This window comes from Streptomyces sp. NPDC015242 (assembly GCF_043079125.1).
Taxonomy (GTDB): domain Bacteria; phylum Actinomycetota; class Actinomycetes; order Streptomycetales; family Streptomycetaceae; genus Streptomyces.
Genome location: NZ_JBIBUF010000006.1, coordinates 135,620 through 155,060, shown reverse-complemented (window position 1 = coordinate 155,060; position 19,441 = coordinate 135,620). Strand labels below are relative to the sequence as shown.

Here is a 19,441-nt window from a genome sequence, read left to right as displayed (position 1 = left end):
CCTGTCAACGCATTAACCGAAGCCGATCGTCCCGTCCAGGAGGCCCCGTGTCCCACGATCCGCTCACGCTGCCGGCCCGGCTGTCGCTGCTGGCCTGGGACACCGCCGGGCCCCCGTCCGGCGGCAGGCCCCACCCGCCCGGTCCCGCGCGGGCCGGTGCCCTGGTCGACCTGGCCCGGCGCGGCCTGCTCACCGACCGGGACGGCATCGCCACACCGGCCGACATGGACTCCCGGGCCGGTGACGCGGTCCTCGACGGACTGCTGGAACTCGTCCACGAGTCGTGCCCGCACTCCTGGCGCACCTGGGTGACGCTGCGGGCCCGGGTGACCGCCGACGCCGTGCGGGAGCAACTCGTGGCCGGCGGCTACCTGCGGGCGGAGAAGAGACGCGTCCTCGGTGTGTTCCCCTCCGTGGAGTACGCCCTGGAGCGCGCCGCGGCGGCGAAGGTGCTGCGGGAGGAGACCCGGGAGGTCCTCCTCGGTCCGCTGCCGGCCGCGGCGGTCGCGGAGCGGGACGCGGCGGTCGCCGTCCTGGCCGACGCGGCGGACCTGCTCGGAGCGCGCACGGACCGCCGGCGCGTGGAGGAACTGGCCGAGCGCGCCGGGGCGCCGGTGCCCGGGCTCGCGAGGATCGTCCACGAGGTGCGCGCGGCCGTGGCCGCGACCGTGCCGGTGCCGGCGCCTCTCTGACCGTCCGGCCCCCCTCACGTCCCTGGCGCGTTCCCGCCGACGGGCGGGCCTGGGCGGCCGCCCGGGTCGCCGCCCTGACGGACCACCACCCGCGCCCCTGCCTTCCGCGCCCTGCCCCTCCCGGCGCCCCGCTGGTCCTGCCCGACGCCCGGCCGGAGAGCAGGGGCCGTTGCCCGTACCGTCCGTGACGTGGTCGCCGTCGGGGCGGTGGGCGCGGACGTCGAGGACGTGGGCCACGGCGCCGGGGGAGGGGACGTCACCCGGGAGCGGGCGGGCCGCGGCCTTCCGTGCCGTCGGCGCCGACGGGGTCGTCGTCCCCGGGGCCGTCGACCCGGAAATCCTCGCGGAGTCCGTCGCCGACGCCGCCAGGTCGCTCAACGTCCGGCGGTCCCGGCGCGCCACCGCTGCCCGTACCGGCCGCCCCAGCCGTCGCCCGCGTCCACCTCAGCCCAGGACTGCCCCCGGGCCGCGCCCGCCCTGGTCCGCCGCCGGCCCGCCGCGCCGCGCGGGAGCTGCCGGGGGCGGGCCCGTACCCGTCGCCGACCGGCGCGCTCGATCACGGCGAGGCAGGTGAACGCCCCGCCGGGTCCGGAGCGCTGACGGCTCAGCAGGCGTCCCGCATCAGCTCCGCCAGGTCGTGGTCCAGATCCAGCTGGAGGTGTTCGAGGCCGACGGGCACGAGTTCGCTCGTCGCCTCCAGGAACGTGCGGATCTCGCTCGACCGGACATGCACCACGGCGGTGCCCTCGGGGGCGTGGAACTCCAGCACCGTGCGGTCGTACCCGTAGGGCCGCACCCGCACGTCGCCGTGCCCCTCGGGCTCCTTCATCCCCGCGGCGAGCAGTTCGCGGGAGAAGGTCCAGCACACCTCGACGCCCTCCAGCGTGGCCGGGGCGGGAAAGGTCATGCGGACGGCGAACGGATCGCGCCGGTCGTAGCGCAGCGTCGCGGGAATGCTCGGCATACGCGGCGCGGCGGCGACGAGGCGGGCCTCCACGGGCTGCTCGATGACGATGGACAACGCCTTGCTCCCTTGTGACGGCTGGACGGACACGTCCGGGCGGATGAGGCCGGGCATGGGAAGAGACGACGGAATCGGCCCATCCGTGCACACGCACTGCGAGTGACCTCTGTCACCGCGTTCATGCACCGGAGTGACATGGCTCTCCCCGTGTGCCCCGAAGGGCTCGTGTGACGCGCGCCCGGGCCCCACGCCCGCCCGCGAGGCCCTCTGGACGGCACCCGGGCGGTGGGCTAGCTTCCCCGGCCATGAGGCGCATGGGGAGCACGCGACGGACGGGACGGACACGGCGCGGCGTGATCGCGGCGGCGGCGTGCGCGGCGGCCCTGGCCGCCCTGACCGCCGGGCCGGCGGGGGCGCGGGAACCGCAGGAGCGCCGGACGCCGCACTGGGAACTCAAGGACACCGGTACCCCGGACGTGCGGTTCCGCGGCCTGGCCGCCGTCGGCCGCGCCACCGCCTGGGCCGCCGGAACCGCCGGCACCGTGCTGCGGACCACGGACGGCGGGAGGAGCTGGCGGAACGTATCGCCGCCGGGCGCGGGGGAGTTGCAGTTCCGGGACGTCGAGGCCTTCGACGCGCGCCGGGCCGTGGTGCTCGCCATCGGCGAGGGCGAGGCCTCCCGCGTCTACCGGACCGACGACGGCGGAGCCACCTGGACGGAGTCCTTCCGCAACACCGACCCGAAAGCCTTCTACGACTGCCTGGCCTTCTTCGACCACCGTCACGGCCTCGCCCTGAGCGACCCCGTGGACGGGAAGTTCCGCATCCTGTCGACCGCTGACGGCGGCCGCACCTGGACGGTGCTGCCGGACCGCGGCATGCCACCCGCGCAGGACGGCGAGGCCGGGTTCGCCGCGAGCGGCCAGTGCCTGGTCACGTCCGGCCCGAAGGACGTCTGGCTCGCCACCGGCGGGGCCGCGCACGCGCGTGTGCTCCACTCCGCCGACCGGGGACACACCTGGACGTCCGCCGGCACGCCCCTGCCGGCGGGCGATCCGGCCCGAGGGGTCTTCGCGCTGGCCTTCCGCGACCGGGCGCACGGCCTCGCCGTCGGCGGCGACTTCCGCCCCGGCGAGCCGTCGCCCCGCGCCGCGGCGCGCACTTCCGACGGCGGCCGCACCTGGCGCCCCGCGGCCGCCCCTCCCACCGCCTACCGCTCCGGCGTCGCCTGGCTTCCGCACAGCCGGACCGCCGCCCTCGCCGTCGGCCCCACCGGAACCGACCTCACCACCGACGCCGGCCGCACCTGGCGCACGGTCGACACCGGCTCCTACGACACCGTCGACTGCGCCCCGGACCACGGCTGCTGGGCCGCCGGTGAGAAGGGGCGGGTGGCCCGCCTGGAGCAGTGAGCGAGCGGGGTGCGGTGAGGGTCGGCAGTGTGGGTACCCGTTCACTGGACGTGAAAGGAAGTGAGCGAGAATGCCACGCGGTTCGAGCTCCAAGCGGGAGCGTCAGTACGAGCACATCAAGGAGAGCGCGAAGGACCGGGGCGAGAGCACCGGCCGCGCCAAGGAGATCGCCGCACGGACGGTGAACAAGGAACGCGCCCGCTCCGGCGAGTCGAAGACGGCCAGCCGCACCTCCACGAAGGACATGTCGTCCGGCAAGCGCGGCGGCCAGCGGTCGGGGCAGGGCTCCCAGGGCCCCACCTACGACCAGCTGTACCAGGAGGCCAAGCGCAAGGGCGTCGAGGGCCGTTCCAGCATGAACAAGAGCCAGTTGCAGCGCGCACTGGGCAAGTGAGGCGCACACCCGGCGAGGCCGGCGGGACACCCTGGTCCCGCCGGCCTCGGCGCTGCCCGTAGGCTCGCAACACCATGACGACCGTACGCATCCCCGAGGACTGGCCCGCCACCGAGGAGCAGGCCCGCGCCGTCCAGGACGCCCTGCGCGCGCGGGTGATCCTCGACGAGGCGGGCCCGCCGCCCGGAACCGGCCGTGTGACGGGCGTCGACGTCGCCTACGACGACGAGCGGGACGTCGTCGCGGCGGCCGCGGTCGTCCTGGACGCGGCGAGCCTCGACGTGGTCGCCGAGGCCACCGCGGTGGGCCGCATCTCCTTCCCCTACGTGCCCGGGCTGCTCGCCTTCCGGGAGATCCCCACGGTCCTGGCCGCCCTCGACGCCCTGCCGTGCGACCCCGGCCTGGTCGTCTGCGACGGCTACGGCCTGGCCCACCCCCGCCGCTTCGGCCTCGCGAGCCACCTCGGCGTCCTCACCGGCCTGCCCACCATCGGCGTCGCCAAGAACCCGTTCGCCTTCACCTACGACGACCCGGACACCCCGCGCGGCAGCACCTCGCCGCTGCTGGCCGGCTCCGAGGAAGTCGGCCGCGCCCTGCGCACCCGGGAGGGCGTCAAGCCGGTCTTCGTCTCCGTGGGGCACCGCGTGTCCCTGGCCGGCGCCTGTGCCCACACCCTCGCGCTCACCCCCGCGTACCGCCTCCCGGAGACGACCCGCAGGGCTGACGCACTGTGCCGCGCGGCGCTCCGGGCGGCCTACCCGGCCTGATCCTCCACCCACCAGCGGCCCACCTCGCGGTACTCCGAGTCGTGCACCGCCGACCCGTCACCGGGGGCGAGCGCGTAGTGGCGCAGATTGCCGCCCCAGTACCTGAGGATCCGGCCGAGTTCGCCCGCCGGGTCCTTCGCCAACGCCGCGTCGTCCAGGGAAACTTCCAGAAGGAATCTCATGCCTTCAAGGATTTCATTGCAGTCCTTGTTGGGACTTTCACCGCGGCCACGCAGGCTGGAGACGGAGAAAGTCTCAAGGCGGGGGAGAGGGGCGGAGCGGGCGGGGGCGGGTCCGGGCGCCGCGTGAGGGGAGAACGAAACCGGATCTGAGTACCGCCTCTGAGTACGCGTACGGATGTCCGCCCGCCGCCCCCTCGGCAGGCTGGGGCGCATGACGACGCACCGCGCCCCCAAGCCAGCGGCCGGCCCGACCCAGCACGTCGAGCGGGCCGTCACCATCGGACTGATCCTCGCCGTGCTGGCGGGGCTCGGCTGGATAGCCGGGATGATCTACACCATCGCCGAGTGGCCGCTGTAGGCCACCCGGCGACCGCTCAGCGGACCGACGCCACGCGGAAGCGGATGCCCGCCGCCCGCAGCCGGTCGACGAGTGCGTCGCCCATGGCGACCGCCGTGGTGACCTGACCGGCCGTCTCCGGCAGTTCGTCGAAGGCCAGGCAGAGCGCCGACTCGGCCAGCATCTTCGCCGTCTCGCCGTAGCCGGGGTCGCCGCCCGAGACCTCCGTGTACACCCGCCGGCCGCCGCCCTCGCCCACGAAGCGCACGGAGAACCAGCTCCTGGCCCGCTTCTCCGGGCCCGGCCCGTCCCCGGGCTTCAGCCGGCCCGACAGCCAGCGCCGCGCGGGCGGCACCTGAGCCGCCGCCACCAGCGCGCCCACCGCCGCGACCCCGCCCACCGCGACCGGAAGCCGGCGGACCGCCGCGTACTGCCGGTAGCGGAAGTCGGGCCCGTACCGGTCCAGCGCCGCGGCCGAACGCCGCACGATCTGCGGGTCGATGGTCGGCATGGGCAGCGCCCACGCCCCGACCTCGGTGGCGAACCGCGGCCCGCCCAGCGGCGCGGAGGCCCGCCGGCCCACCAGCCGCGGCTCGTGGCGCCGCCGGTCCCGCGCGGCCGCCGCCATCTCCCGCCGGCGCGCGATCTGGTTGAGCGCGGAGGCGAACGTCCCGCCCGAGAAGGTCGCGTCCGCGGTCACGAACCCCTCGACGCTCAGGGGCACGTCCTCGGGAAGCTGCCGCACGGTGAAGTACACGCCCAGGTCGTGCGGGACGGAGTCGAACCCGGCGGCGTGCACCAGCCGTGCCCCGGTCTCCCGCGCGCGGGCGTCGTGCCGGACGTACATCAGGTCCACGAACTCCGGCTCGCCGCACAGGTCCAGGTAGTCCGTCCCGGCGTCCGCGCAGGCGGCGACCAGCTCCTCCCCGTACGTGACGTACGGTCCGACCGTCGTGGCCACCACACGCGCCTGTCCGGCGAGGGCGCGCAGGGAGGCCGGGTCGGACGCGTCCGCCCGCAGCACCCCTGGCTCCCCGGGCAGCCGCTCGCGCAGCCGTGCCAGCTTCTCCTCGCTGCGGCCGGCGACGGCCCAGCGCAGTCCCTCGGGAGCGTGGGCGGCCAGGTACTCGGCGGTGAGCACGCCGGCGAAACTGGTGGCTCCGAAGAGCACGATGTCGTACGGACGGTCCGTCCTGTTTTGCCTGTTCATGACACCCCTCGGTCGTGCAGCCCGTGCCGCGGTCGGTGGCCGAGGCTAGCGTGAACGGTGCGGAGCCCTGACGGCGAGCCCGCCGCCACGGCACCGCCGGGCGGCGGAGCTGGACGCGGGCCGGCCCGTACGGCACATTGCTAAGCGCTTGCTCGTTCTGCTCTTGTGCGGAGTGGAACGTGTTCTTAGCATCGCTGGTGTTACATCACTTGTGTCACAGCACTGGGGGCTGGATGACCACGGCAAGCACGCCCGGACACGGCCCGCTCACCGGTGTGCGCGTCGTCGAGCTGGCCGGCATCGGGCCCGGCCCGTTCGCCGCCATGCTCCTGGCCGACCTCGGCGCCGACGTCGTGCGCGTGGACCGGCCCGGCGGACCCGGCCTCGGCATCGACCCGGCGTACGACGTCACCAACCGCAACAAGCGCTCGGTGGTCGTCGACCTGAAGGCCCCGGACGGCCCGGCCACGGTGCTCGGCCTGGCCGCGCGCGCCGACATCCTGATCGAGGGCTACCGCCCCGGCGTCGCCGAACGCCTCGGCGTCGGACCCGGTGAGTGCCACGCCCGCAACCCGCGCCTGGTGTACGGGCGGATGACCGGCTGGGGCCAGGACGGCCCGCTCGCGCCGCGCGCCGGGCACGACATCGCCTACCTCGCGCCCACCGGCGCCCTCGGCATGATCGGCCGCCCCGAGGAGCCGCCGCCGGTCCCCGCCAACCTGCTCGGCGACTACGCGGGCGGCTCCCTCTACCTCGTCGTCGGCGTCCTCGCCGCCCTCCACCACGCGCGGGCCACCGGCACCGGGCAGGTCGTGGACGCCGCCGTCGTCGACGGCACCGCCCACCTGACTACGATGATCCACGGCATGCTCGCGGCCGGCGGCTGGCAGGACCGCCGCGGCGCCAACCTGCTGGACGGCGGCTGCCCCTACTACGGCACGTACGAGACCGCCGACGGCCGGTACATGGCCGTCGGCGCCCTGGAGCCGCAGTTCTACGACGAGTTCCTCGCCCTCCTCGGGATCGAGGACCGGGGCGCCGCCCGCAGGGACGTCACCCGCTGGGGTGAACTGCGCGAGGAGGTCGCCGCCCGCTTCAAGAGCCGCACCCGGGACGAATGGACGGCCGTCTTCGACGGCACCGACGCGTGCGTGGCGCCCGTACTGTCCCTGCGCGAGGCCCCGTGCCACCCGCACCTGGCCGCCCGCGGCACCTTCACCGACCACGACGGCATCACCCAGCCCGCCCCGGCCCCCCGCTTCTCCGCGACCCCGACCTCCGTCCGCGGCGGCCCGGCCCGGCCGGGCGCCGCCACGGCGGACGTCGCCCGGGAGTGGGACGTTCCCGGGCTGCTCCCAGCGTCCCGAAACCCTCAGTGAAAGGCCTCCCCGTGAGCACCGAAGCGTACGTGTACGACGCGATCCGCACCCCGCGCGGGCGCGGCAAGGCCAACGGCTCCTTGCACGGCACCAAGCCCATCGACCTGGTCGTCGGACTCATCCACGAGATCCGCGCCCGGTTCCCGGACCTCGATCCGGCCGCCGTCGACGACATCGTGCTCGGCGTCGTCGGCCCGGTCGGCGACCAGGGCTCCGACATCGCGCGGATCGCGGCCATCGCCGCGGGCCTGCCCGACACCGTCGCGGGCGTGCAGGAGAACCGCTTCTGTGCCTCGGGCCTGGAGGCCGTCAACCTGGCCGCCGCCAAGGTCCGCTCCGGCTGGGAGGACCTGATCCTCGCCGGGGGCGTCGAGTCGATGTCCCGCGTGCCGATGGCCTCCGACGGCGGCGCCTGGTTCAACGACCCGATGACCAACCTCCAGGTCAACTTCGTGCCGCAGGGCATCGGCGCCGACCTCATCGCCACCATCGAGGGCTTCTCCCGCCGGGACGTCGACGAGTACGCCGCGCTCTCCCAGGAGCGGGCCGCCACCGCCATGAAGGACGGCCGCTTCGACCGTTCCGTCGTCCCCGTGAAGGACCGCAACGGGCTCGTCGTCCTCGACCGCGACGAGTTCCCGCGCCCCGGCACCACCGCCGACTCCCTCGCCAGGCTGAAGCCGTCCTTCGCGGACATCGGCGAACTCGGCGGCTTCGACGCCGTCGCGCTCCAGCAGTACCACTGGGTGGAGAAGATCGACCACGTCCACCACGCGGGCAACTCCTCCGGCATCGTCGACGGCGCCTCGCTCGTCGCGATCGGCTCCCAGGAGGTCGGCGAGCGCTACGGCCTCACGCCCCGCGCGCGGATCGTCTCCGCCGCCGTCTCCGGCTCCGAGCCCACCATCATGCTCACCGGCCCCGCCCCCGCCACCCGCAAGGCCCTCGCCAAGGCCGGGCTGACCATCGACGACATCGACCTCGTCGAGATCAACGAGGCGTTCGCGGCGGTCGTGCTGCGCTTCGTGAAGGACATGGGCCTGTCCCTGGACAAGGTCAACGTCAACGGCGGCGCGATCGCGCTCGGCCACCCCCTCGGCGCCACCGGCGCGATGATCCTCGGCACCCTCGTCGACGAACTGGAGCGCCAGGACAAGCGCTACGGCCTCGCCACGCTGTGCGTCGGCGGCGGCATGGGCGTCGCCACCATCGTCGAGCGCATCTGACCCCCTCCCGACGGATCACACGGAGCACCTCCACATGAGCACTGAGCCCACCACCATCCGCTGGGAGCAGGACCGTACCGGCCTCGTCACCCTGGTCCTCGACGACCCGAACCAGTCCGCGAACACCATGAACCAGGCGTTCCGCGACTCCCTCGCCGCGGTCACCGACCGGCTGGAGGCCGAGAAGGACTCCATCCGCGGCGTCATCATCACCTCGGCCAAGAAGACCTTCTTCGCCGGCGGCGACCTGCGCGACCTCATCCGCGTCACGCCGGAGACCGCCCAGGAGCTGTTCGACGGCGGCATGGCCATCAAGCGGAACCTGCGCCGCATCGAGACCCTCGGCAAGCCCGTCGTGGCCGCGCTCAACGGCGCGGCCCTGGGCGGCGGTTACGAGATCGCCCTGGCCTGCCACCACCGGATCGCCCTGGACGCGCCCGGCTCGAAGATCGGCTGCCCCGAGGTGACGCTCGGCCTGCTGCCCGGGGGCGGCGGCGTCGTCCGCACCGTCCGTCTGCTGGGCATCGCCGACGCCCTGCTGAAGGTCCTCCTCCAGGGCACCCAGTACAGCCCGCGCCGCGCCCTGGACAACGGCCTCGTCGACGAGGTCGCCGACAGCCAGGAGGACATGCTCGCCAGGGCCAGGGCCTTCATCGACGCCCACCCCGAGTCGCAGCAGCCCTGGGACAAGCCGGGCTACCGCATCCCGGGCGGCACCCCGGCCCACCCCAAGTTCGCCGCGAACCTGCCCGCCTTCCCGGCCACCCTGCGCAAGCAGACCAACGGAGCCCCCTACCCCGCCCCGCGCAACATCCTCGCCGCGGCCGTCGAGGGCGCCCAGGTCGACTTCGAGACCGCACAGGTCATCGAGGCCCGCTACTTCGTCGAACTGGCCGCGGGACAGACCTCGAAGAACATGATCCAGGCGTTCTTCTTCGACCTCCAGGCCGTCAACTCCGGCGCCAACCGCCCCAAGGGCGTCGAGCCCCGCAAGGCCGGCAGGGTCGCCGTCCTCGGCGCCGGCATGATGGGCGCCGGCATCGCCTACTCCTGTGCCCGCGCCGGCATCGACGTCGTGCTGAAGGACGTGTCCCTGGAGGCGGCCCTCAAGGGCAAGGCCTACTCCGAGAAGCTGTGCGCCAAGGCCGTCGCCAAGGGCCGGACGACCCAGGAGAAGGCCGACGCGCTGCTCGCCCGCATCACGCCCACCGCCGAGGTCCAGGACCTGGCCGGCTGCGACGCGGTCATCGAGGCCGTCTTCGAGGACACCTCCCTCAAGCACAAGGTGTTCCAGGAGATCCAGCACGTCGTCGCCCCCGACGCGCTGCTGTGCTCCAACACCTCCACCCTGCCCATCACCGCCCTCGCCGAAGGCGTCGAGCGGCAGGCCGACTTCATCGGGCTGCACTTCTTCTCGCCGGTCGACAGGATGCCGCTCGTCGAGATCATCAAGGGCGAGCGCACCGGTGAGGAGGCGCTGGCCCGCGCCTTCGACCTGGTGCGGCAGATCAGCAAGACGCCGATCGTCGTCAACGACTCGCGCGGCTTCTTCACCTCCCGCGTCATCGGCCACTTCATCAACGAAGGCGTGGCCATGGTCGGCGAGGGCATCGAGCCCGCGTCGGTGGAACAGGCCGCCGCCCAGGCCGGCTACCCGGCCAAGGTCCTGTCCCTCATGGACGAGCTGACGCTGACCCTGCCCCGCAAGATCCGGGCCGAGACGAAGCGCGCGGTCGAGGAGGCCGGCGGCACCTGGACGCCCCATCCCGCCGAGGCCGTCATCGACCGCATGGTCGACGAGTTCGGCCGCACCGGCCGCAGCGGCGGCGCCGGCTTCTACGACTACGACGAGGACGGCAGGCGCGAGCGCCTCTGGCCGGGACTGCGCGAGCACTTCACCCGGCCCGGTCACCGGATCCCGTTCGAGGACATGCAGGAACGCATGCTGTTCTCCGAGGCGCTGGACACCGTCCGGCTGCTGGAGGAGGGCGTGCTGACCTCCGTCGCCGACGCCAACATCGGCTCCATCTTCGGCATCGGCTTCCCCGGCTGGACCGGCGGCGTGCTGCAGTACATCAACGGCTACGAGGGAAGCCTGCCCGGGTTCGTGGCCCGCGCCCGGGAACTCGCCGAGCGCTACGGCGACCGGTTCACCCCGCCCGCCCTGCTCGTCGAGAAGGCGGAGAAGGGGGAACGCTTCGGCGACTAGTCCGCGGCCGGCCCGCCGGCCGGGCGGGTCAGCCACTCGCCCAGCTCTTCCTTGAGCGAGCGCTGGAACGCGGTGAGCAGCGCCTGCACCACCAAGGGGTGCATGTGCGCCGACAGGGACCGCACGTCCCGCGCGTCGCGCTCGGCGACCTCGCCGCGGAAGAGCTGGGAGAGTTCCCGGGCAGCGGCGCGCGCGTGCTCCAGGAGGACCTTGCGCGCCGCGAAGATCGCCTCGGGGGAGAGCGGCACGTCCAGCAGCCCGGCGCCCAGCCGGAGCAGGCCGAGATCGGCCTCGTAGCCGCCCGGCGCGGGCCGGACCACGCCCATCGCGACGAGCCGCTCGACGTCCTCCTCGCCCAGGGGCCGCCCGGCCCGCCGCGCCAGCTCCTCCCGGGTGACCGTCTCCACGGTGTCCGGTGCCCAGGACGCCACCACCGCCCGGTGGACGGCCAGGTCGTGCGCGCTCACGTCCGGCGGCAACTGCCGCAGGTACCGCTCGATGCCGGCCAGCGTCATGCCCTGCCGCTGCAGCTCGTCGATCAGCGCCAGCCGGGCCACGTGCTCCCGTCCGTAGTGGCCCACGCGCCGGGGACCGAGCACCGGCGGCGGCAGCAGCCCCTTCGTGCCGTAGAAGCGGACCGTGCGCACCGTGACACCGGCCCGGGCCGCCAGCTCGTCGATGGTGAGGGTCGGCTCCTCGGCGTCGGTCGTCATGTGCAGCAGTATCGCTGTCCCACCAGTGCTGTGAAACCCGCGGCATCGATCGTGAAGGCAGTGTGAGAAGCAGCGCCGTGTGACGTGTGCCATCGCGTGAGCCGCGCGGCGTGGGGGAAGGTGGCCCCTTGGTCTGTGCCCTGACAGAGGGCGCAGGCCTTGTGCACGTCCGCAAGCCGAGCGTGACCCGCTCGGGCGCACCAGAGAGTGGATCCACCGTGAGCAAGGACGCCGTGAACACGGCTGCGGCCACGCCGCGTACCGATGCGGCCCAGGCGCCCGCGGACGCGGGCGACGCCGGCTACAGCAAGGACCTCAAGGCCCGCCACGTCAACATGATCGCCATCGGCGGGGCGATCGGCACCGGACTCTTCCTGGGTGCGGGCGGCCGTCTGCACAACGCGGGCCCGGCGCTGGCGATCGCCTACCTGGTCTGCGGCATCTTCGCCTTCTTCGTCGTGCGGGCCCTCGGCGAGCTGGTCCTGTACCGGCCCTCCTCCGGCTCGTTCGTGTCGTACGCGCGCGAGTTCCTCGGCGAGAAGGGCGCCTACGTCGCCGGCTGGATGTACTTCCTGAACTGGTCGACCACCGGCATCGCCGACATCACCGCGATCGCGCTCTACACGCACTACTGGAGCCTGTTCACCGACATCCCGCAGTGGGTGCTCGCGCTGATCGCCCTCGCGGTGGTGCTGGCCGTGAACCTGATCTCGGTGAAGATCTTCGGCGAGATGGAGTTCTGGTTCGCGATCATCAAGGTCGCGACGCTGGTCGGCTTCATGCTCATCGGCATCTTCCTGCTCGCCACCCAGCACGAGGTCGGCGGCCGGACCCCGGGCCTGAGCGTCATCACGGACAACGGCGGCGTCTTCCCGCACGGCATGATGCCGGTCGTCCTCGTGATGCAGGGCGTGATCTTCGCGTACGCCGCGCTGGAACTGGTCGGTGTCGCCGCGGGCGAGACCGCCGAGCCGGAGAAGGTCGTCCCGCGCGCGGTCAACTCGATCATGTGGCGCGTCGGCCTGTTCTACGTCGGCTCGGTCGTCCTGCTGGCCCTGCTGCTGCCCGGCTCGGTCTACTCGGCCGACCAGAGCCCCTTCGTCACGGTCCTGTCGAAGATCGGCGTCCCGGCCGCGGGCGACGTGATGAACCTGGTGGTCCTCACGGCCGCCATGTCCTCGCTCAACTCGGGCCTGTACTCCACCGGCCGCATCCTGCGCTCCATGGCGATGGCGGGCTCCGCGCCGAAGTTCACCGCCCGCATGAACCGCAGCCAGGTCCCCTACGGCGGCATCCTGCTGACCTGCGGAGTCTGCGTGCTCGGCGTCGGCCTGAACTTCCTCGTCCCGGCCCAGGCCTTCGAGATCGTGCTGAACGTCGCCTCCCTCGGCATCATCAGCACCTGGGTGATCATCATGATCTGCCACCTGGTCTTCGTCCGCCGCGCCAAGGCGGGCCTGGTCGCCCGCCCCACCTTCCGTCTCTTCGGCAGCCCGGTCACGGAGATCGCCACGATCGCCTTCCTGCTGGCCTGCCTGGGCATGATGTGGAACGACCCGGAGGTCGGCCGCAAGACCCTCCTGCTCATCCCGCTGATCGCGCTGATGCTGGTGGCGGGCTGGTACGGCGTCCGCCGCCGGGTGTCCCGGACGGCCGACCAGGAGCTGTCCCGGCTGACGAAGTAGCGGCGCGGGGCCACTGTCGGTGGCCCCGTCCACGGTGGCGTCATGTCGGAGATCGAGTGTGGGTGGCCAACATGATCGGCCAGCACGGGACCAGGACCGGCAGCAAGGGCGTGCCCGTGCGGTACGAGGCGCTCGGTGGCAGATGGTCCCGGATCGAGCCGCTGGTCGAGGAGCGGCTGGTGCGCCACGGCACACCGGTGACCGTGTACGACCACGGACAGGGAGAACGCGGGGACGTGCGGGGCGGGCTCAGTCCTCGCCGCCGAAAGCCCCGGCCAGGCAGTCCGCGAGGCGCCGGGTGAGGGTGCCGTCGGGGTCCAGCCGGGGGTTGAAGATCGCCACGTCGAGGCCCACCGCCGCCCCGGAGGCGAGGGCCGTGCGCAGGATCGTCTCCAGTTCCTGCCAGCTCAGGCCGTCCGGCTGGCGGTAGTCGACGGCGGGCATCAGCGCGTCGTCCAGCACGTCGACGTCGAGGTGCACCCAGTACCCGGCGCCCGCCCCGGCGCCGTTCAGCAGCCCGACCGCCCGCCGGGCCGCCTCGGCCGCCCCCAGGGCGCGCACGGTGTCCAGCTCCATCGCGTGCAGCGCGTCCGGCAGCGGCTGCATCCCGGACGCCGCGGACTCCTCCGCGTCCCGGAACCCCAGGGCGACGACGTCCTCGTCCCGCACCAGCGGGCCCCGGCCCTCCAGGTCGGCCAGGACGCGCGGGCCGCGCCCGGTGGCCAGGGCGAGTTCCATCGAGGCCACCTCGCCGGCCGGCTCGGCCTCCGGCTGGTAGAAGTCCGTGTGCCCGTCGAGGAACAGCAGCCCGTGCCGGTCCCGGCGGCGCAGCGCGAGCAGGTTGCCGAGCAGCACACTGCAGTCGCCGCCGAGCACGAGCGGGAACCGGCCGCCGTCGAGGACGCCGCCCACGGCGTCGGCCAGCGCAGCCGAGTACGCCGCGATGCCGTCCGGGTTCAGCACCCCGGTCGCCGTGTCCCGCTCCGGGGCGTACGGCGGCGGCTCGACCCGGCCCGCGGTCCGCGCGCCGAGCGCCTCGGCGAGACCGGCGCCGAGCAGCGCCGACGGCAGGTCCTCGACCCCCGTCGGGCGCAGGCCGAGCACGGACGGTGCCTCGATGATCGCCACGTTCCGCACGCCAGGCACCTCCGTCGGCAGTCTCCGCGTCACGCCGCCGGGCCCATACGCCCGTCGCGTATGGGCCCACCGTAGACCGCGGGGCGGGAGGCGGCGCGTCAGTGCCGGTGCCCGGTGCCCTCCGTGCCTCCGCCGTGCTCGTGCACCCCGTTGGTCGCCGCGATCCGCTTCCACGACTTCGGCTGCGGCACCGTCTTGGCCGCCTTGGCGACCGCCGCGGCCCGGGCGGCCGGCACGCCCGGCTTGGACGGCTGGAACAGCCACGTGTCGAACAGGGCGGCCAGCGGCTTGCCGGACACCTCCTCGGCGTAGCGCTGGAAGTCGGCGACGGACGCGTTGCCGTGGGCGTACTTCTGCGGCCAGCCCTTGAGGATCGTGAAGAACGCCTCGTCACCGATCGCGTTGCGCAGCGCCTGCACGGCGAGCGCGCCCCGGTCGTAGACCGCGATGTCGAACTGCTCGTCCGGGCCGGGGTCGCCGGGCCGCACCGTCCAGAACGGGTCGTCCGCGGGGTGGGAGGCGTAGACGTAGTCGGCGAGTTCCTGCGTCGTGCCCTCGCCCTCGTGCTCCGACCACAGCCACTGCGCGTACCGGGCGAAGCCCTCGTTGATCCAGATGTCCTTCCAGCCCTTGAGGGACACCACGTCCCCGTACCACTGGTGGGCCAGCTCGTGGACGACGACGGACACGTTCGATCCGTTCGCGAAGTTCCGTGGGCTGTAGAACGGCCGGGTCTGGGTCTCCAGCGCGTAGCCGGTGTTCGTGTTCGGGACGTACCCGCCGAGCGCGTTGTACGGGTAGGGGCCGAAGTATCCGCTCAGCCAGTCCGCGATCTCGCCGCTGCGCTCGATGCTCGCGCGGGCGGCGCCCGCGTGGTCGCCCAGATCCTTGCTGTAGGCGTTGACGACCGGGATGCCGCTCTCGGTCGTGCCGGTGGTGAGGTCGAACTTCCCGACGGCGAGCGTCGCGAGGTACGTGGCCTGCGGCTTGTTGGAACGCCAGTTCCAACGCGTCCAGCCCAGCCGTGAACTGGTCGACTGCAGCGTGCCGTTGGAGATGGCCTGGGTGCCGTCCGGGACCAGCACGGACACGTCGTAGGTGGCCTTGTCCAGCGGGTGGTCGTTGCTCGGGAACCACCAGGCGGCCGCCTCCGGCTCGTTGGCCGCGACACCGCCGTCCGGGGTGCGGTGCCAGCTGGTGAAGCCGTAGGCCCGCTTCGACGACGGCACGCCGTGGTAGCGCACGACCACCGTCACGGCCGCGCCCTTGGCCAGCGGGGTCTTCGGCGTGATCTCCAGCTCGTGCTCGCCGGAGGTGGTGAACGACGCCTTGGCCCCGTTGACGCGCACCTCGTCGACGTCCAGCAGGAAGTCGAGGTTGAAGCGCGACAGGTCCTGCGTGGTGCGGGCCAGGAGGGTGGCCGTGCCCTCCAGTTCGTCCGTGGCCGGCTGGTACTTCAGCCGGAGGTCGTAGTGGGAGACGTCGTATCCGCCGTTGCCGTAGGCCGGGTAGTAGGGGTCGCCGATGCCCGGCGCGCCGGGGGAGTGGGGAGCGGCCGATGCCGGGATCGCCAGCAGGAGGACGGCCGCTGCCAGGGCTCCCGGCGCGATGATTCTGCGGTGCACGCAAGGCTCCAAGTCGTAGGTGCCGAAGTCTGTCCGGAGCCTATTGACTCCCTGTGCCACTGGTCATGTCCATGGCCTCCCTTGTCACACGATCGCCATTCGGCCGACATGGGACGCCCGTCCCGCGGGCCGTCCGCCAACACGCCGGTCCGTCAGCTGCCCTCTTCTGAACAGGAGTTCACCGATGTACCGTCCGGCGCATGCCGAAACGCACGCGCTTCACGACCTGGAGACCGCTCGCGACGGCGGCCACGGCCGCCCTGATGGCCACCTTGCTCACCCCGGCTGCAGCCCAGGCCGCCCCCCGCGGGAGCGAGCCCGTCCACTCCTACGAGAACGCCATCCGCGAGGCCGTCTGGGTGGACACCGGACTCGACGGCGACGGCGACGGAAGGAGCGACCGGGTCGCCGTCGACATCGTCCGCCCCCGCGAACCCGCCGCCCGGGGCCGCAAGGTCCCCGTCATCATGGACGCCAGCCCGTACTACTCCTGCTGCGGGCGCGGCAACGAGAGCCAGAAGAAGACCTACGACGGACACGGCGACGTCACGCAGATGCCGCTGTTCTACGACAACTACTTCGTCCCGCGCGGCTACGCCGTCGTCGGTGTCGACCTGGCCGGAACCAATCGCTCCGACGGCTGTGTCGACGTCGGCGGCCGCTCCGACGTCCAGTCGGCCAAGGCCGTCGTCGACTGGCTCAACGGCCGCGCCAAGGCCTACACCACCCGCACCGGCACGACCCGGGCCACGGCCGGCTGGACCAACGGCCGCACCGGCATGATCGGCAAGAGCTGGGACGGCACCATCGCCAACGGCGTCGCCGCCACCGGCGTCGAGGGCCTGGAGACCATCGTCCCGATCAGCGCCATCTCCTCCTGGTACGACTACTACTTCCAGCAGGGCGCCCCGCTGTACGACTCGGGCCCCGACTGGCTCTCCAACTACGTCAACAGCCCCGACGCCCGTGCCAAGTGCGGAGCCGTGCAGCGCAAGCTCGCCGACGGCGCCCCGCGCAGCGGCGACCTGACCCCGCTGTGGGCCGAGCGCGACTACGTGAAGGCCGCGCGCAAGGTCAAGGCCAGCGTCTTCCTGGTCCACGGCCTGCAAGACCTCAACGTCCGCATGAAGCACGTCGGCCAGTGGTGGGACGCCCTCGCGAAGAACGGCGTCGACCGGAAGATCTGGCTCTCGCAGACCGGCCACGTCGACCCCTTCGACTTCCGGCGCGCGGCGTGGGTCGACACCCTGCACCGCTGGTTCGACCACGAACTCATGGGCTACGACAACGGCATCGACCGCGAGCCCATGGCCGACATCGAGCGCGCGCCCGACCGGTGGGCCACCTCCGCGACCTGGCCGCCGAGCGGCACCCGCGCCGCCACCCTGCGCCCCGGCCCGGGCACCCAGGACGGCGTCGGCACCCTCGGCCTGCACCGCCGCCACGGCACCGGGACCGTCACCGACGACCCCGCGCTGAGCGAGACCGACTGGGCCGCGAGCATCGACAAGCCGACACCGGAGAAGGCCGGCTTCGTCACCGGGCCGCTCACCCGCGACCTGCGCCTGTCCGGCTCCTCCGAGGTCACCGTCACCGCGACGCCCTCCACCCCGACGGCCCACCTCTCCGCCGTCCTGGTGGACGTCGGACCCGCCACCATCCGCGACTACGCCGACGCCGGAGAGGGCATCACCACCCTCGCCGACCGCACCTGCTGGGGCGCGAGCACCGCCGGCGACAGCGCCTGCTTCAAGGAGACGAAGGCGAAGACCGCCGACGTCGGCTACACCATCGTCAGCCGCGGCTGGGCCGACCTCGGCAACCACGCCTCCGAGGCCGAGGGCGAACCGCTCACCCCGGGCAAGCGGTACACGATCACCCTCGACCTGGCCGCCACCGACCACGTCGTACCGAAGGGCCACCGCCTCGCGCTGATCGTCGCGGGCACCGACAAGGACCTCATCGACCCTCCCGCCGACCGGCCGACGCTGAAGCTCGACCTCGCCCGCACCTCGGCACGCGTGCCGTTCGCCGGCGGAGCCACCGCCTTCGCCCGCGCCACCGCGGGTGCCGCGTCCGCCGCGCCCGGCGCCTCGCTCCTGGACGGCGTCCGGGAGCCGCGCACCGCCCACCGCGTCCCGGGGGAAGCCCGGTGAGCCGCGTCCACGCCCTGACCCTGACCGCCGCGGCGCTCACCGCCTCCCTGATCGCCGTCCCGGCCGAGGCGGCGGCCTCGGACCCGCCGCCGCGCACCGGCTTCGAGCTGACGCACGGCGCCCGCTGGACCACCCAGCCCGAGGAGCAGGACTTCCTGCGGGCCGTCGACCGGGGGAGCAGCCGTGTCTCCGTGTCCCGCTTCGGCACGACCGGGCAGGGCCGCCCGCTCCAGCTCGTCCGGATCGGCAACCGGCCCGGTCCGAACAAGGTGCTGCTCGTGTGCAGCCAGCACGGCGACGAGCCCTCCGGCCGCGAGGCCTGCCTCACCACGATCCGCGACCTCGCCTACGCCCGGGACAGCCGCACCCGGCGCTTCCTGGACCGCACCACGGTCCTCGTCGTGCCCACCGCCAACCCCGACGGCCGGGCCGCGAACACCCGCGGCAACGGCGACGGCGTCGACATCAACCGGGACCACCTCGCGCTGAGGACCGCCGAGGGCCGCGCCCTCGCCGGCGTCCTGCGCGACCAGCGCCCCGACCTCGTCTACGACCTGCACGAGTACGGCGCCACACCCCCGTACTACGACAAGGCCCTGTTCGACCTCTGGCCGCGCAACCTCAACACGCACGACGCGGTCCACGAGGAGGCCCGGACCCTGTCCGAGGCGTACGTCCGGCCCGCCGCACAACGGGCCGGCCACTCGACCGGCACCTACGGCATCTGGACCGACCCGGACACGGGCGAGCCGATCCGGCAGGTCGCCGGGGACGGGCAGGAGCGCATCCTGCGCAACATGTCCGGGGTGAAACACTCCGTCGGCCTGCTCATCGAGAGCCGCGTCGACCCGCTCACCGACGCCGAGAAGGCGGACGAGGCGCTGAACAACCGGCGCCGGGTGACCTCGCAACTGGCCGCGTTGGAGGGCCTGTTCGCCTACACCGAGGAGCGTCGTGGCCGGATCGAGGCGGCCACGGGCCGGGCCCGTCTCGCGGGTCACGCCGCCACCGGCCCGGTCTACGTGGGCGGCGCCGACAACGACCCGCCCGAGCCGGCCGACGTCATCGCGGACCCGCCCTGCGGCTACCGGCTCACCGCCGCCCAGTACGCCGAGGTCGGCGACGAGCTCGCCCTGCACGGGGTGCGCGTGCACCGGGACGCGGAAGGCGTGCTCGTCCCCGTGCGCCAGACCCTGCGGGCCCTCGTCCCGCTGCTGCTGGACGACCGGGCCGAGTACCACCTCACAGAAGGTTCACGCGAAACCGCGTGCTGAGGGGGTGAAAATCCGCCACACGTGGTAGCAGCGTTACGGAGGAACCGATTCTCCCCGCTGTTTCGATGAAAGGTGCCGC

The 19,441-nt window shown here is 73.3% G+C and carries 17 protein-coding genes and 1 pseudogene; 12 read left to right on the top strand and 6 right to left on the bottom strand.

Features of this window, described 5'->3' with window-relative positions:
* Window positions 1-47: 47 nt before the first annotated feature.
* The gene (locus ACF07N_RS21275; RefSeq protein WP_392115134.1) at window positions 48-692 is read left to right on the top strand and encodes a GPP34 family phosphoprotein; all 645 of its coding nucleotides are present in this window, start codon (window positions 48-50) and stop codon (window positions 690-692) included.
* Window positions 693-1,296: 604 nt separating this feature from the next.
* Here ACF07N_RS21275 and ACF07N_RS21270 read toward each other — a convergent pair.
* Complete coding sequence (locus ACF07N_RS21270) at window positions 1,297-1,713, bottom strand: SsgA family sporulation/cell division regulator (protein ID WP_383322306.1); 417 nt, start codon at window positions 1,711-1,713, stop codon at window positions 1,297-1,299.
* A gap of 257 nt (window positions 1,714-1,970) precedes the next feature.
* On the opposite strand from ACF07N_RS21270, the gene ACF07N_RS21265 reads away from it, so the two are divergent.
* The 3 genes from ACF07N_RS21265 (at window position 1,971) to ACF07N_RS21255 (ending at window position 4,229) form a co-directional block, all read left to right on the top strand.
* Window positions 1,971-3,068, top strand: a complete 1,098-nt coding sequence (locus ACF07N_RS21265) for a WD40/YVTN/BNR-like repeat-containing protein (RefSeq protein ID WP_392115131.1) — start codon at window positions 1,971-1,973, stop codon at window positions 3,066-3,068.
* Between the two features lie 70 nt (window positions 3,069-3,138).
* Window positions 3,139-3,462, top strand: a complete 324-nt coding sequence (locus tag ACF07N_RS21260; RefSeq protein ID WP_062930312.1) for a hypothetical protein — start codon at window positions 3,139-3,141, stop codon at window positions 3,460-3,462.
* A 74-nt stretch (window positions 3,463-3,536) separates the two neighbouring features.
* A complete protein-coding gene (locus ACF07N_RS21255) occupies window positions 3,537-4,229 on the top strand; it encodes an endonuclease V (protein WP_392115128.1) in 693 nt (230 codons plus the stop codon).
* Here ACF07N_RS21255 and ACF07N_RS21250 read toward each other — a convergent pair.
* The gene (locus ACF07N_RS21250) at window positions 4,217-4,411 is read right to left on the bottom strand and encodes a hypothetical protein (RefSeq protein WP_383321091.1); all 195 of its coding nucleotides are present in this window, start codon (window positions 4,409-4,411) and stop codon (window positions 4,217-4,219) included. The two genes, ACF07N_RS21255 and ACF07N_RS21250, sit on opposite strands and share 13 nt — an antisense overlap.
* Window positions 4,412-4,622: 211 nt before the next feature.
* Here ACF07N_RS21250 and mmpA point away from each other — a divergent pair, with 211 nt between their 5' ends.
* Window positions 4,623-4,769, top strand: a complete 147-nt coding sequence (gene mmpA, locus ACF07N_RS21245) for a morphogenic membrane protein MmpA (protein ID WP_392115125.1) — start codon at window positions 4,623-4,625, stop codon at window positions 4,767-4,769.
* Between the two features lie 16 nt (window positions 4,770-4,785).
* Here the strand turns inward: mmpA and ACF07N_RS21240 are convergent, their stop codons facing one another.
* Window positions 4,786-5,958, bottom strand: coding sequence for a saccharopine dehydrogenase family protein (locus ACF07N_RS21240; RefSeq protein WP_392115122.1), 1,173 nt, complete (start codon window positions 5,956-5,958; stop codon window positions 4,786-4,788).
* 233 nt (window positions 5,959-6,191) lie between these two features.
* On the opposite strand from ACF07N_RS21240, the gene ACF07N_RS21235 reads away from it, so the two are divergent.
* The 3 genes from ACF07N_RS21235 to ACF07N_RS21225 are packed head-to-tail and all read left to right on the top strand — an operon-like array spanning window position 6,192 to window position 10,772.
* Window positions 6,192-7,337 (top strand): CaiB/BaiF CoA transferase family protein, encoded by a 1,146-nt coding sequence (locus tag ACF07N_RS21235; protein WP_392115119.1) that lies wholly within the window; start codon window positions 6,192-6,194, stop codon window positions 7,335-7,337.
* Window positions 7,338-7,348: 11 nt separating this feature from the next.
* A complete protein-coding gene (locus ACF07N_RS21230) occupies window positions 7,349-8,563 on the top strand; it encodes an acetyl-CoA C-acetyltransferase (protein ID WP_392115117.1) in 1,215 nt (404 codons plus the stop codon).
* 34 nt (window positions 8,564-8,597) lie between these two features.
* Window positions 8,598-10,772 carry a 3-hydroxyacyl-CoA dehydrogenase NAD-binding domain-containing protein gene (locus ACF07N_RS21225; protein WP_392115115.1) on the top strand — a complete coding sequence of 725 codons (2,175 nt, stop codon included), beginning with the start codon at window positions 8,598-8,600 and terminating at the stop codon, window positions 10,770-10,772.
* Here ACF07N_RS21225 and ACF07N_RS21220 read toward each other — a convergent pair.
* Complete coding sequence (locus ACF07N_RS21220; RefSeq protein WP_383339009.1) at window positions 10,769-11,485, bottom strand: MerR family transcriptional regulator; 717 nt, start codon at window positions 11,483-11,485, stop codon at window positions 10,769-10,771. The two genes, ACF07N_RS21225 and ACF07N_RS21220, sit on opposite strands and share 4 nt — an antisense overlap.
* Before the next feature lie 218 nt (window positions 11,486-11,703).
* On the opposite strand from ACF07N_RS21220, the gene ACF07N_RS21215 reads away from it, so the two are divergent.
* Window positions 11,704-13,170 (top strand): amino acid permease, encoded by a 1,467-nt coding sequence (locus ACF07N_RS21215; RefSeq protein ID WP_392115111.1) that lies wholly within the window; start codon window positions 11,704-11,706, stop codon window positions 13,168-13,170.
* 56 nt (window positions 13,171-13,226) lie between these two features.
* Window positions 13,227-13,388: pseudogene (locus ACF07N_RS21210) on the top strand (Appr-1-p processing protein); the annotation flags it as partial.
* 31 nt (window positions 13,389-13,419) lie between these two features.
* Here the strand turns inward: ACF07N_RS21210 and ACF07N_RS21205 are convergent.
* Together ACF07N_RS21205 and ACF07N_RS21200 are read right to left on the bottom strand one after the other, a co-directional pair.
* A complete protein-coding gene (locus ACF07N_RS21205) occupies window positions 13,420-14,307 on the bottom strand; it encodes an arginase family protein (RefSeq protein WP_392115108.1) in 888 nt (295 codons plus the stop codon).
* Between the two features lie 98 nt (window positions 14,308-14,405).
* Window positions 14,406-15,932: a M1 family metallopeptidase gene (locus tag ACF07N_RS21200; protein WP_392115106.1), complete on the bottom strand. Its 1,527-nt coding sequence runs from the start codon at window positions 15,930-15,932 to the stop codon at window positions 14,406-14,408.
* A gap of 200 nt (window positions 15,933-16,132) precedes the next feature.
* Here ACF07N_RS21200 and ACF07N_RS21195 point away from each other — a divergent pair, with 200 nt between their 5' ends.
* Window positions 16,133-18,088 carry a Xaa-Pro dipeptidyl-peptidase gene (locus ACF07N_RS21195; RefSeq protein ID WP_392115103.1) on the top strand — a complete coding sequence of 652 codons (1,956 nt, stop codon included), beginning with the start codon at window positions 16,133-16,135 and terminating at the stop codon, window positions 18,086-18,088.
* Window positions 18,085-19,362, top strand: a complete 1,278-nt coding sequence (locus tag ACF07N_RS21190) for a M14 family metallocarboxypeptidase (RefSeq protein WP_392115100.1) — start codon at window positions 18,085-18,087, stop codon at window positions 19,360-19,362. Before ACF07N_RS21195 ends, ACF07N_RS21190 begins: the two co-directional genes overlap by 4 nt.
* Window positions 19,363-19,441 lie beyond the last annotated feature (79 nt).